The sequence below is a fragment of the Curtobacterium subtropicum genome, assembly GCF_030362975.1.
GTDB lineage: Bacteria > Actinomycetota > Actinomycetes > Actinomycetales > Microbacteriaceae > Curtobacterium > Curtobacterium subtropicum.
Genome location: NZ_JAUCMM010000007.1, coordinates 129,628 through 141,487 on the forward strand (window position 1 = coordinate 129,628; position 11,860 = coordinate 141,487).

An 11,860-nucleotide genomic window follows, 5' to 3' on the forward strand; every position below is an offset into this window, starting at 1 on the left:
CCTCCCGGCCGGGGACCTACTGCAGGGCGGCGGTGAGCCGCGCGACGTTGTCGAGGACCTGCGATCGACGCGGGCGCTCGAGCCACGCGTCCAGCGTGAGCTCGAACGACGCGTCCTTGTACGCGTCCTGCACCCCGCGCAGCGCGTCGACGAAGCGGCGGCCGCGCACCATCACGGAGACCTCGAGGTTGAGGCTGAAGGACCGCATGTCCATGTTGCTCGACCCGATGACCGACACGTCGTCGTCGATGGTGAAGTGCTTCGCGTGCAGGATCGTGGGGGCGCGGTAGAGCCAGATCCGCACGCCGGCGCGGAGGAGTTCCTCGTAGTACGAGCGCTGCGCGTGCCACGTCATCGCGTGGTCGCCGATCTCGCCGACGAAGAGCTCGACCGCGACCCCGCGCTGGGCGGTGGTCGTGATCGCGTAGAGCATCGAGTCGTCGGGGACGAAGTAGGGCGAGGTGATCGAGACCTTCTCCTGCGCGGAGTACAGCAGCGCGTTGAAGAGGCGCAGGTTGTTCTCGCCGTCGAACCCGGGCCCGGACGGCACGACCTGGCAGTCGAGCGCGTCAGCGCGGTCGGCCCGCTGGACGGGGTCGCTCTCGCGGAGCAGGAGCTCGTCGGTCTCGCTGTACCAGTCGGTCACGAACAGGGCGTTGAGCCCTGCGACGACCGGCCCCTCGAAGCGGGCGAACAGGTCCTTGTAGACCATGCCCTTCTCGATGTGCGACTTCAGGTCGTACGACGGGTCGATCAGGTTCTGGGACCCGGTGAACGCGACCGAACCGTCGATCACCATGATCTTCCGGTGGTTGCGCAGGTCGGGGCGCTGGAACTTCCCCTGCAGCGGCTGCAGCGGGAGCATGAGGTGCCACTCGATGTTCGCCCGGTCGAGGAACGCGAGCGTGTCCTTGTAGCCCGGGTACCCGCGGCTCGCCCAGTGGTCGAGCAGGAACCGGACCGTGACGCCGCGGGCCTGCGCCCGGGCGAGGGCCTCGAAGTACGGCCGCGTCGTGTCGTCGAGCGTCGCGATGTAGAACTCGACGTGCACGAAGCGCCGCGACTGGTCGATCGCGCGGGTCATCTCCTGCACCGACTCGTACGAGTCGGGGTAGAGCTCGGCGGAGTTGCCGCCGACGAGCGGCATCGCGCCGAGCTCGCGGTTCAGCTTCGTCACGCTCTCGAGCCACGGCGGCCAGGGGTGGTCGCGGCGCACGCGTTCGATGCCCTCGGTCTGCTCGAGGATGTACGCGTTGATCTCGGTCTGCTTCTCGCGCCGCGCCTTCGGCAGCTTCGTGGAACCGATGATCAGGAAGACGATGAACCCGATGTACGGGATCAGGAAGATCGCGAGCAGCCAGGCCGTCGCGGTCTGCGGCTTCCGGTTGTAGGGGACGTAGATGATCGAGAAGACGCGGATCGCCAGGTCCAGGAGGACCAGGAGAACGGTGACCGCGACGCCGAGCCAGTGCTCCACGGGGTGCGGCGCTAGCGGAAGTTGATGAACTGCAGCGGCACGTCGAACTCTTCACCCTTGAGGAGCTGGATCGTGTTCTGGAGATCGTCGCGGCTCTTCGAGGAGACGCGGAGCTCGTCACCCTGGATCTGGCTCTTCACGCTCTTCGGGGCGTTCGCACGGAGGAACGCACCGATCTTCTTCGCCACGTCCTGCTCGATGCCGTTCTTGAACTTCACCTCGATGCGGTACTCCTTCCCGGAGGGGTAGGGGTCGCCGGCGTCCAGGCTCTTCAGCGAGATGTTCCGCTTGATCGCCTTGCTCTGCAGCACGTCGAGGACGGCCTTCGCGCGCTCCTCGGAGTTCGCCTTGATGAGGACGTCCTCGCCGCTGAACGCGATCGACGCGTCGGCGCCCTTGAAGTCGTACCGCTGCTCGATCTCCTTGGCGGCCTGGTTGAGGGCGTTCTCCGCCTCCATCTTGTCGACCTTGCTGACCACGTCGAAGGAACTGTCTGCCATGCCGGACAGCCTAACGGCGCGGCGCGGTCCCGGTTCGGTGGTCACGAGCACCCTCCAGAGTCCGGTATGCTCTTCACCGCGCCTTCGGTTGGTGACCACACCGGCCGGGTGCGCACACGGCAAGTTACCCAAGCGGCCAAAGGGATCTGACTGTAAATCAGCCGGCGTAGCCTTCGGGGGTTCGAATCCCTCACTTGCCACAGCAGACAGCCCCGTCCGGATCGGACGGGGCTGTCGCCGTTCCCGGGCTGGCGGCCTTCCTGGTCGCGATCCGGCAGGCTGGGGGGCATGCCCGACACGCTCACCCCAGCTCAGTTCGCCGACCTCGCCGAGTCCATCGCCCGAGAGGCAGCCGCCCTCGCCGCGCGCCGACGCGCGGAGGGTGTCGAGGTCGCCGACCGGAAGTCGAGCATCGTCGACGTCGTGACGGCGGCCGACCGCGAGGTCGAGGCGCTCGTCCGTGCGCGGATCGCCGAGACCCGTCCCGACGACGGCTTCCTCGGTGAGGAGTCCGGCTCGGGCACCGGCTCGTCGGGCATCACGTGGGTGGTCGACCCCATCGACGGCACGGTCAACTACCTGTACGGCAGCGAGCAGTACGGGGTGAGCATCGGCGTCGTCCGGGGGAGTGCGGATCCGACGCAGTGGGAGGCGCTCGCGGGCGTCGTCGTGGCGCCGGCGACGGGCACGGTGCACCGCGCGGTGGCCGGCGAGGGCGCGACACGCGACGGGGTCCCGCTCCGGGTGTCCACGCCCGCGTCGCTCGCCGAGGCGCTCGTCGCGACGGGCTTCGGCTACACCGCGGACCGCCGTCGTGAGCAGGTCGCGGTGCTCGCCGGGCTGATCGGCGAGGTCCGGGACGTCCGGCGTGGCGGGGCCGCGTCGCTCGACTGCTGTGCGGTCGGCGCCGGCACCGTGGACGCCTACTACGAGCGCGGGATCAACCCGTGGGACATGGCGGCCGGGTCGCTCGTCGCGGCCGAGGCGGGCGCCGACGTCCGCATCTGGGAGGCCGGCGGCACGCGGTCCTTCCTGTTCGCCGCGCCCGCGGTCGCGGACGAGCTCGAGGCCCTCGTGCGCGGGCTCGAGTCCGCAGTGCTCGGGGGCTGACCGCCGGGCAGGGCTCGGTCCCGGGTCCTGCACGGTCGTGCACGCGACTGGCGGCGCGGGACGGCCCCTGCTAGCGTGCTGCAGTCCCGTTACCTGCTCGTTACCAACGAGCGCCTCGTGCCCCGATCAGGATCAGCCCCGAACACATGCCCCACGCCTCCCAGCCGACCGCGACGACGCCGACCCGCCCCGAGACCACGACCGAACCGGTCGTGCACCTGACGCGACGCGCACGCATCGAGGCCGAGCGTCGTGCCGCTGCGACGGAGGTCCTCACCGCGGCGCAGGCGACGACGGCCACCCCCGGGTCCGTCTCCGGGCCGTCGTTCGACGAGCTCGTCGCACCGACGACGCCCGTGGCCCCCGTCTCGCCGATCGACCTCGCGCCGAGCTCGCCCGTCCTGCCCGCGCCGTCGGCGATTGCGGTCACCCCGCCTGCCCCCGCATCGCCGGACGTGGCGCCCGCGGTGGACGCCTCGCGTGCACCCACCCCGGTCGTCGAGCCGGTCCGCCCGTCGGTCGCGCAGCGCTCCGACACCGCCCCGTCGCCCCGCGGCGGTCGCGCGGGGCAGACCGCACGCGACCGTGCACCGCAGGCCGGCCGCGTCCGCGACCGGCGGACGGCCCCGCCCGTGCGCGTCGACCGCGCCACCCGGCACATCGGCGGTGCACCGGCGCCGTCGGGCGTCGCGCGCGGTGACGCCTTCCGTCGGAACGCCTCGCGCGTCACGGCGGTCGGGGCACTGCTCTTCGCCGCCGGCCTGGTCGTCTCGACGTCGCTGCCGGCGCAGGCGCTCTGGGTCCCGCAGGCGGACACCACCACGGCCCGGACCACCGCCGCGGGCGTCGGGCAGTCGCTCAGCGTCGGTGACGGCGCGGCCGACGCCGAGACCACGCGCGACCAGTACTCGGTCACGTCTGCCACGCAGTACAAGAACGTGGACGCGTCGACCTTCACGAACGACCCGAACGGGTCCATCCAGTGGCCGTTCCTGACGGGCGTCCCGATCACGTCGGGCTTCGGTGGCCGCCAGGTCGAGGGCTGCTCGTTCTGCTCGACGAACCACATGGGCGTCGACTTCGCCCCGGGCGAGGGCACCCCGATCCGCTCGGTCGCCGCGGGCACCGTGATCAAGGTGCAGGCGCACGACGGCGGGTTCGGCAACGACGTCTGGGTGCAGCACGACGTCGACGGCAAGCAGTTCGTCAGCGTCTACGGGCACATGAAGGACGGCACGTTCAAGGTCGTCACCGGCCAGGAGGTCGCCGTGGGGGACGAGCTCGGCGAGGTCGGCTCGACCGGCAACTCGACCGGACCCCACCTGCACCTGGAGATCCACGTCGGCGGCGTCCCGGTGGACCCGCTCGCCTGGCTCCGCGCGAACGCGAACTGACGGGGGAGCGGCGGCACGCCCGGGCGTCGCGTCCGGTTCCCGACCACCGCCGCACGTCTGCTACGCTCGTCTGGTGCCGCCGAGCGGCACTCGCCCCGATAGCTCAGTGGTAGAGCACTTCCATGGTAAGGAAGGGGTCGTCAGTTCAATCCTGACTCGGGGCTCCGACCCGGAGCTGTTGTCGCTCCGGATCTCTGGCGGGGTAGCTCAGTTGGTTAGAGCACACGACTCATAATCGTGGGGTCACGGGTTCAAGTCCCGTCCTCGCTACCACAGGCCCGGCGGCCAGATCGCCGGGCTTTCGTCGTTCCCGGGCCCCGTCGTTCCCGGGCTGTGTCGTTCCCCGGCCGCGTCGTTCCCGGGCGCGTCGTTCCGTCCCATCGCGGACGCCCTGGGATGCCGTTCCGCTCGTGGTGCGCAGGAAGGCCGGTCCTCCCACGCGCGGAAACGCCTCCCACGCGCGTGACCGCCTCCTACGCGCGGAAACGCCTCCCACGCGCGAAAACGCCTCCCACGCGCGGACCGACCCGCGCCCGGCGGGTCCCGAACCTCAGCGCGGGGGAGCGGTCAGCACGCCAGCGGCCCGGAGTGCCCGCTCGAGCGTCGCCTCCACCTGCTGCCACGCGCTCCGCCGCCGCCCCGCTCCGATGCTCCCGCCGGACACCGCCGTGACGTGCTGCGCATGTCGGAGCGTGAGCGTGGTCGACGTGCCCGTGACGGTCGTCGAGAGCTCGTAGCGGCGGAACTCCCGCGACGGGTGCACGAGTGCGCCGAGCAGGATCGTCAGCAGTCGGTTGCCGGTCGTCGCGGTGATCGTGCCACCCGTCGACTCGACCCGGTGTCCCGCCTGGCGGAGCGCCGCGCCGGCGACCTCCATCGCGGTGCACCGGTCCCCCGTGTGGACCGCGTACTCGGTCGTGTGCTCCATCGATCTCTCCCCGTCCCCGGAGTCGTGCCGTCGGCGTCCCCCCGGACACCGTGGGCTGAGCATAGCCGATGCATCCTCATGGAAAAGCTGCGTGTCGAGGGTGCTCGGTAGACTCCCACCCGTGTCAGTGAACCCCGAGCTCGTCGGCAGGACGTTCCCGCCGGCCCAGCCCTACCTGGTCGGTCGCGAGAAGGTGCGCGAGTTCGCGCGCGCCGTGTTCGCGACGAACCCGATCCACCACGAGCCGGACGCCGCCCGCGCCGCCGGGTACGCCGACGTGGTCGCCCCGCCGACCTTCGCCGTCGTCGTGCAGGAGGCCACGCTCGCGCAGCTCCTGGCCGAGCCGGACGCCGGCATCGACTTCTCCCGTGTCGTGCACGGCGAGCAGTCCTTCACGTACGACCGGCCGATCGTGGCCGGCGACGAACTGACCGCCACGCTCACCGTCACGAGCGTGAAGACCCTGGGCGGCAACGCCATGGTGACCGCCGAGAGCACGATGCAGGACGCCTCGGGGGAGCACGTCGTGACCGCGACCTCCACCCTCGTGGTCCGAGGAGACGACGCATGACCGCCGCACCCGCCACCGCGCTCGAGGTCGGCGCCGTCGTCGCCGAGCGCGAGGTCCACCTGACCCGCGACGCGCTCGTCCGCTACGCCGGCGCCTCGGGCGACTTCAACCCGATCCACTACCGCGACGACGTCGCCGCGTCCGTCGGCCTCCCCGGCGTGCTCGCGCACGGCATGCTCACCATGGGCCTCGCCGTCCAGCCCGTCGCCGAGTGGCTCGGCGACCGCGGATGGATCCAGCGCTACGGCGTCCGCTTCACGCGCCCGGTCGTCGTCGACCCGGAACAGGGTGCGACCGTCGGCGTGGTCGCGAAGGTCGGCACCGTCGACGACCAGGGCCGGCCGCAGCGCATCGACCTCACCGTGACCGCCGCCGGGCAGACCGTGCTCGGCAAGGCGCAGGTCACGGTGGTGTTCCGCTGACCGTGGTGACGCGACTGGCCGACCTCACGACGTTCCGGGTCGGGGGCCCCGCAGCCACCCTCCTGGTCGCGGAGACGACCGACGAGCTCGTGGCGCACGCGCAGACCGCGTGGCAGGACGACGAGTGGCTCGTCGTCGGTGGCGGCAGCAACCTGCTCGTCGCCGACGACGGCTTCGACGGCACCGTCGTCCTCGTCCGCACGCACGGCGTCGACGCCGAGCCGGACGCGGGCGGCGTCACCGTCCGCGTCGCGGCCGGCGAGCCGTGGGACCGGTTCGTCGCGACGACCGTCGAGAACGGCTGGACCGGCCTGGAGGCCCTGAGCGGCATCCCGGGCACGGTCGGCGCCGCCCCCGTGCAGAACATCGGCGCCTACGGGGTCGAGCTGTCCGACGTGCTCTCCCGCATCGAGTTCCTCGACGCGTCGACGGGGGAGCGCACGTGGGTGGACGCCGCCGAGCTGGCGCTCGGGTACCGCACCTCGACGCTCAAGCACGGGCGCCGCGGCGTGGTGCTGACGGTCGAGTTCCGCCTCGGCACGACCGTCGACCAGGGGGTCCCGGTCCGCTACGCCCAGCTCGCCGGCTCGCTCGGTGTCGACCTCGGTACCCCGGTCGCGCCGATGACGATCCGCGAGACCGTGCTGCGGCTCCGGGCGTCGAAGGGCATGGTCCTCGACGACGCCGACCCGGACACCTGGAGCGCCGGCTCGTTCTTCACGAACCCGATCGTCTCCGCCGACTTCGCCGAGACCCTGCCCGCCGAGGCCCCCCGCTGGCCCGCCGGCGACGAGGTGAAGCTCAGCGCCGCGTGGCTCATCGAGCACGCCGGGGTTCACCGCGGGTACGCGGTGCCGGGGTCGCACGCCGCGATCTCCTCGAAGCACACCCTGGCGTTGACCAACCGCGGCGGGGCGTCCGCAGCCCAGGTCGCGGAGCTGGCGCGGTACGTGCAGGTGACCGTCCTGAACCGGTTCGGTGTCTCGCTGGTGCCGGAGCCGGTCGTGGTGGGGGACCTGCTCGCCGCGAGCTGACCAGCGGGCGCACGCCGGCCCTCCAGGACGACGAACGGCCCACCTCGTCGAGGTGGGCCGTTCGTCGTTCCCCGTCTACGCCGAGAAGAACTCGGTCAGGCGACGGACGCCCTCGGCGATGTCGTCGTCGCCCAGCGCGTACGACATCCGGATGTAGCCGGAGGGACCGAAGGCCTCGCCCGGGACGACCGCGACCTCGGCGTGCTCGAGGATCAGGTCCGCGAGCTCGAGCGTCGTCGTCGGGGTCGAGCCCGCCCACTCGCGGCCGAGCAGTGCCGTGACGTCGGGGTAGACGTAGAAGGCGCCCTTCGGCGTCGGCGTGACGAAGCCCGGGATCGCGTTGAGCCCGTCGACGATCGCGCGGCGTCGGCGGTCGAACGCCTCGCGCATCGCCTGCACGGGCTCCTGCGGGCCGGTGAGCGCGGCGATCGCCGCGCGCTGCGACACGTTCGCGACGTTGGACGACAGGTGCGACTGCAGGTTCGACGCGGCCTTCACGGCGTCGGCCGGGCCGATGAACCACCCGACCCGCCACCCGGTCATCGCGTAGGTCTTGGCGACGCCGTTGACCAGGATCGTGGTGTCCGCCAGGGCCGGCACGGCCTCGAGGATGCCCGTGAAGGTGACGTCGTCGTAGACCAGGTCCTGGTAGATCTCGTCGCTGATGACCCAGATGCCGTGCTCGAGCGCCCACTCGCCGATGGCCCTCGTCTGCTCGGCCGAGTACACCGAGCCGGTGGGGTTCGAGGGTGAGCAGAACAGCAGCGCCTTGGTCCGCGGCGTGCGGGCGGCCTCGAGCTGCTCCACCGTGACGAGGTAGTCCTGGTCGCTGCCGGCGAAGACCTCGACCGGAGTGCCGCCGGCCAGGCTGATCGCCTCGGGGTAGGTGGTCCAGTACGGGGCGGGGAGGAGGACCTCGTCGCCCTCGTCGACGATCGTCTGGAAGGCCTGGTAGACGGCCTGCTTACCGCCGTTGGTGATGACGATCTGCGACGGGTCGACCGTGACACCGGACTCGCGGGCGGTCTTCTCGGCGACGGCCCGCTTCAGCTCGGGCAGGCCGGTCGCGGGCGTGTAGCGGTGGTTCGCCGGGTCCTGCACGGCCAGGACGGCCGCGTCGACGACGTGCTGGGGCGTCGCGAAGTCCGGCTCGCCCGCGGCGAACGAGATCACCGGGCGACCGGCGGCCTTCAGCGCCTTCGCCTTGGCATCGACCTTCAGGGTCGCGGACTCCGCGATCGCGGCGATGCGCGACGCGATGCGCGGACGGTCGGCGGATGCGTCGACGGTGGTCTGCGCGTGCTCGGGGGCGGTGGACTCGGGGCCGGGGGCTGCGGTGCTCACGGCCACGAGCCTACCGGCGCGGCACGCCGGGGGAGCGGCCGAGTGGACAGCGTGTGACGTACTCCCGTACACTCGACCACCGGCGCACGGAACGGTGACGGAACGTGTGCCAGGGGGTCTCGACCCTCACAGGGCGGTGGCTCAATTGGTAGAGCAGCGGTCTCCAAAACCGCAGGTTGCAGGTTCGAGTCCTGTCCGCCCTGCAAGTCTGGAAGGTGTGAAGGTGGCGAGCAAGGACATGGAGACGACGACGGACGACGTCGTCGCGAAGGCCAAGGCCGACCGTGCTCAGCGTGGTGGCCCGGTCGCCGCCATCGCCCTCTTCATCCGCCAGGTCATCGGCGAGCTCCGCAAGGTTGTCACGCCGACGCGCAAGGAGCTCTTCAGCTACACCGGCGTCGTGCTCGTCTTCGTCGTCGTGATGATGATCCTCGTGTCGATCCTCGACTTCGTCTTCGGACTCGGGGTCGGCTACGTGTTCGGCAACGGTCCGACGGTCTGATCCGTCGTCGACCGGCTGGTCCGACTGCGGCCGGCCGCGTCCGTCCACCTGGCCGGACACGGACAGGAGTACGGTCTCCCCGAGACGGCGACGGACGCGAACCGCTCCGGCCACTCACCCGATCCGCACCACCGAACGGAAAGAACCGCAGTGTCTGACTACTCCCGCGACGACATCGACCTCGCCACGGCTGCTGAGCAGTCCTCCGAGGTCGAGGAGAACCAGGAAGGCGACGTCGAGACCGCCGAGGGCCGTTCGGTCGAGTCCGCCGAGGAGCGCGCGATCTCCGTCGAGGACGAGGACGACGACTCCCTCGGCCTGAGCGACGAGCCGGACGACGGCACGGTCGACGCCTCCGTCGACGAGACGCTCACCGCACTGGCCGAGTCCCGCGACCCCGAGGCGGACGCCGTCGTGGACGACGCGCTCGAGATCGACTCCGCCGACGAGGCCGAGGCTGCCGTCGAGGCCGTCGAGGACGAGGAGGAGTCCGAGCTCGAGGACGCCACGGCAGCCGAGGCGAACGAGACGCTCGCCGCGGACGAAGCCCTCGACGCCGACGACGAGCCCGCCGAGGTCGACCCGTACGACGCCTTCAAGGCCGAGCTGCGGATGAAGCCGGGCAAGTGGTACGTCATCCACTCCTACGCGGGCTTCGAGCGCCGCGTGAAGTCGAACATCGAGAACCGCATGATCTCGATGTCGATGGAGGACTCGATCTACCAGGTCGAGGTCCCGATGGAGGACGTCGTCGAGATCAAGAACGGGCAGCGCAAGCTGGTCACCCGGGTCCGGATCCCCTCGTACGTGCTCGTCCGCATGGACCTCAACGAGGACTCGTGGTCGGTCGTCCGCCACACCCCCGGCGTCACCGGCTTCGTGGGCAACGCCCACAACCCGACGCCGCTGCGCTTCGACGAGGCGTTCGGCATGCTGAAGTCGCTCGTCCAGGTCGCCGAGGCCGCGCCCACCAAGGGCGGCGCGAAGTCCGGTGGTGCCGCACAGGCGCAGCCCCAGGCCGAGGTCGACTTCGAGATCGGCGAGACGATCACCATCAAGGAGGGCTCGTTCGCGGGTCTGCCGGGGTCGATCTCCGAGATCAAGCCGGAGAGCGGCAAGCTCACGGTCCTCGTGTCGCTGTTCGAGCGCGAGACCCCGGTCGAGCTGAGCTTCGACCAGGTCACCAAGCTCTAGTTCGTCCCAGGGCGTCGACCCGGTCCGACCGATCGGGTAGACTACTGAGGTTTGGCCCCGCGTGCTGTGGCATGCGGGGCTTCACCGCGGTCCGGATCCGCCGGGCCAGCGGGAGAGTGCACGGGTCCCCGTGCGTTCGATTCCAGGAGGAAGCACAACATGGCACCGAAGAAGAAGGTCACGGGCCTCATCAAGCTGCAGATCAACGCGGGCGCCGCCAACCCGGCCCCGCCGATCGGTCCTGCGCTCGGTCAGCACGGCGTGAACATCATGGAGTTCTGCAAGGCGTACAACGCCGCGACCGAGTCGCAGCGCGGGAACGTCGTGCCGGTCGAGATCACCGTCTACGAGGACCGTTCGTTCACGTTCGTCCTCAAGACCCCGCCGGCCGCAGAGCTGATCAAGAAGGCCGCGGGTGTGCAGAAGGGGTCCTCGACCCCGCACACGGTCAAGGTCGCGAAGATCTCGATGGACCAGGTCCGTCAGATCGCCGAGACCAAGCAGGCCGACCTGAACGCCAACGACATCGAGCAGGCCGCGAAGATCATCGCCGGCACCGCTCGTTCGATGGGCATCACGGTCGAGGCGTAAGCCTCAGCGCCCCACACACCCCGACCCCTTTCCGTGGGAGAGCCTCGCCGGCTCGTCAACCACGTAGCTCTGCGAGGAGAACACCATGGCGAAGAAGTCCAAGGCCTACCAGGCCGCGGCCGCGAAGATCGAGGCCGACAAGTTCTACACCCCGACCGAGGCCGTCGCCCTCGCGAAGGAGACCGGCTCGGCGAAGACCGACTCCACCGTCGAGGTCGCGCTGAAGCTCGGCGTCGACCCCCGCAAGGCCGACCAGATGGTCCGCGGCACGGTCATCCTGCCGCACGGCACGGGCAAGACCGCCCGCGTCATCGTCTTCGCCGTGGGCGCTGCGGCCGAGGCCGCCATCGCAGCCGGTGCCGACGAGGTCGGTGGCGACGAGCTCATCGCGAAGGTGGCCGAGGGCTACACCGCGTTCGACTCCGCCGTCGCGACGCCGGAGCTCATGGGCAAGGTCGGCCGTCTCGGCAAGGTGCTCGGCCCCCGTGGCCTCATGCCGAACCCGAAGACCGGCACCGTGACCCCGAACGTGGCGCAGGCCGTCAACGACATCAAGGGCGGCAAGATCGAGTTCCGCGTCGACAAGCACGCCAACGTGCACTTCGTCGTCGGCAAGGCCTCGTTCACGCCGGAGCAGCTCGACGAGAACATCTCGGCCGCGCTCGAGGAGATCGTCCGCCTCAAGCCGTCCGCCTCGAAGGGCCGCTACATCACGAAGGGCGCCGTCTCGACGACCTTCGGACCGGGCATCCCGCTCGACGTCAACGCCATCTGATCGACTGATCAGTCACAG

General features: G+C 70.6%; 13 protein-coding genes and 4 tRNA genes. 13 read left to right on the forward strand and 4 right to left on the reverse strand.

Annotated features, from left to right (window positions below):
• Positions 1-16 precede the first annotated feature (16 nt).
• Both cls and QUG98_RS11320 read right to left on the reverse strand, forming a co-directional pair.
• Complete coding sequence (cls, locus tag QUG98_RS11315) at positions 17-1,477, reverse strand: cardiolipin synthase (RefSeq protein ID WP_289470625.1); 1,461 nt, start codon at positions 1,475-1,477, stop codon at positions 17-19.
• Positions 1,478-1,488: 11 nt separating this feature from the next.
• Positions 1,489-1,977 carry a YajQ family cyclic di-GMP-binding protein gene (locus QUG98_RS11320; protein WP_058730193.1) on the reverse strand — a complete coding sequence of 163 codons (489 nt, stop codon included), beginning with the start codon at positions 1,975-1,977 and terminating at the stop codon, positions 1,489-1,491.
• Positions 1,978-2,095: 118 nt separating this feature from the next.
• Between QUG98_RS11320 and QUG98_RS11325 the strand changes: the two genes are divergently transcribed.
• The 5 genes from QUG98_RS11325 (at position 2,096) to QUG98_RS11345 (ending at position 4,754) form a co-directional block, all read left to right on the forward strand.
• Positions 2,096-2,177 (forward strand) — tRNA-Tyr (locus QUG98_RS11325).
• A gap of 88 nt (positions 2,178-2,265) precedes the next feature.
• On the forward strand, positions 2,266-3,087 hold the full coding sequence (locus QUG98_RS11330; protein ID WP_289470626.1) for an inositol monophosphatase family protein: 822 nt from the start codon (positions 2,266-2,268) through the stop codon (positions 3,085-3,087).
• A gap of 146 nt (positions 3,088-3,233) precedes the next feature.
• Positions 3,234-4,481, forward strand: coding sequence for a peptidoglycan DD-metalloendopeptidase family protein (locus QUG98_RS11335; protein WP_289470627.1), 1,248 nt, complete (start codon positions 3,234-3,236; stop codon positions 4,479-4,481).
• A 92-nt stretch (positions 4,482-4,573) separates the two neighbouring features.
• Positions 4,574-4,645: transfer RNA gene (locus QUG98_RS11340), tRNA-Thr, on the forward strand.
• A gap of 32 nt (positions 4,646-4,677) precedes the next feature.
• Positions 4,678-4,754 (forward strand) — tRNA-Met (locus QUG98_RS11345).
• Positions 4,755-5,031: 277 nt separating this feature from the next.
• On the opposite strand, the gene QUG98_RS11350 is transcribed toward QUG98_RS11345, so the two are convergent.
• Positions 5,032-5,409: a hypothetical protein gene (locus QUG98_RS11350; RefSeq protein WP_288467248.1), complete on the reverse strand. Its 378-nt coding sequence runs from the start codon at positions 5,407-5,409 to the stop codon at positions 5,032-5,034.
• Between the two features lie 121 nt (positions 5,410-5,530).
• On the opposite strand from QUG98_RS11350, the gene QUG98_RS11355 reads away from it, so the two are divergent.
• The 3 genes from QUG98_RS11355 to QUG98_RS11365 are packed head-to-tail and all read left to right on the forward strand — an operon-like array spanning position 5,531 to position 7,436.
• Positions 5,531-5,980 (forward strand): MaoC family dehydratase N-terminal domain-containing protein, encoded by a 450-nt coding sequence (locus tag QUG98_RS11355; RefSeq protein WP_082687594.1) that lies wholly within the window; start codon positions 5,531-5,533, stop codon positions 5,978-5,980.
• Positions 5,977-6,402, forward strand: coding sequence for a MaoC/PaaZ C-terminal domain-containing protein (locus tag QUG98_RS11360; RefSeq protein WP_289470628.1), 426 nt, complete (start codon positions 5,977-5,979; stop codon positions 6,400-6,402). Before QUG98_RS11355 ends, QUG98_RS11360 begins: the two co-directional genes overlap by 4 nt.
• Complete coding sequence (locus tag QUG98_RS11365) at positions 6,399-7,436, forward strand: UDP-N-acetylmuramate dehydrogenase (RefSeq protein WP_434533438.1); 1,038 nt, start codon at positions 6,399-6,401, stop codon at positions 7,434-7,436. The genes QUG98_RS11360 and QUG98_RS11365 overlap by 4 nt, the downstream gene beginning before the upstream one ends.
• A 75-nt stretch (positions 7,437-7,511) precedes the next feature.
• Here QUG98_RS11365 and QUG98_RS11370 read toward each other — a convergent pair whose 3' ends face one another.
• A complete protein-coding gene (locus QUG98_RS11370; protein WP_289470675.1) occupies positions 7,512-8,696 on the reverse strand; it encodes a pyridoxal phosphate-dependent aminotransferase in 1,185 nt (394 codons plus the stop codon).
• A 214-nt stretch (positions 8,697-8,910) separates the two neighbouring features.
• On the opposite strand from QUG98_RS11370, the gene QUG98_RS11375 reads away from it, so the two are divergent.
• The 5 genes from QUG98_RS11375 to rplA all read left to right on the forward strand — a co-directional run bounded on the left by QUG98_RS11375 (position 8,911) and on the right by rplA (position 11,842).
• Positions 8,911-8,983, forward strand: a tRNA-Trp gene (locus QUG98_RS11375).
• A 20-nt stretch (positions 8,984-9,003) separates the two neighbouring features.
• The gene (gene secE, locus QUG98_RS11380) at positions 9,004-9,282 is read left to right on the forward strand and encodes a preprotein translocase subunit SecE (protein ID WP_289470630.1); all 279 of its coding nucleotides are present in this window, start codon (positions 9,004-9,006) and stop codon (positions 9,280-9,282) included.
• Between the two features lie 150 nt (positions 9,283-9,432).
• Positions 9,433-10,476, forward strand: coding sequence for a transcription termination/antitermination protein NusG (nusG, locus tag QUG98_RS11385; protein WP_058727447.1), 1,044 nt, complete (start codon positions 9,433-9,435; stop codon positions 10,474-10,476).
• Positions 10,477-10,635: 159 nt separating this feature from the next.
• Complete coding sequence (gene rplK / locus QUG98_RS11390; RefSeq protein ID WP_017888638.1) at positions 10,636-11,067, forward strand: 50S ribosomal protein L11; 432 nt, start codon at positions 10,636-10,638, stop codon at positions 11,065-11,067.
• Between the two features lie 85 nt (positions 11,068-11,152).
• A complete protein-coding gene (gene rplA, locus QUG98_RS11395; protein ID WP_058727448.1) occupies positions 11,153-11,842 on the forward strand; it encodes a 50S ribosomal protein L1 in 690 nt (229 codons plus the stop codon).
• The last annotated feature ends 18 nt before the right edge of the window (positions 11,843-11,860 follow it).

Coding starts and splice junctions, on each gene's coding strand:
- rplA (WP_058727448.1), top strand. CDS start 11,153: ATGGCGAAGAAGTCCAAGGCCTACCAGGCCGCGGCCGCGAAGATCGAG.
- QUG98_RS11320 (WP_058730193.1), bottom strand. CDS start 1,977: ATGGCAGACAGTTCCTTCGACGTGGTCAGCAAGGTCGACAAGATGGAG.
- rplK (WP_017888638.1), top strand. CDS start 10,636: ATGGCACCGAAGAAGAAGGTCACGGGCCTCATCAAGCTGCAGATCAAC.
- QUG98_RS11350 (WP_288467248.1), bottom strand. CDS start 5,409: ATGGAGCACACGACCGAGTACGCGGTCCACACGGGGGACCGGTGCACC.
- QUG98_RS11335 (WP_289470627.1), top strand. CDS start 3,234: ATGCCCCACGCCTCCCAGCCGACCGCGACGACGCCGACCCGCCCCGAG.
- QUG98_RS11360 (WP_289470628.1), top strand. CDS start 5,977: ATGACCGCCGCACCCGCCACCGCGCTCGAGGTCGGCGCCGTCGTCGCC.
- QUG98_RS11330 (WP_289470626.1), top strand. CDS start 2,266: ATGCCCGACACGCTCACCCCAGCTCAGTTCGCCGACCTCGCCGAGTCC.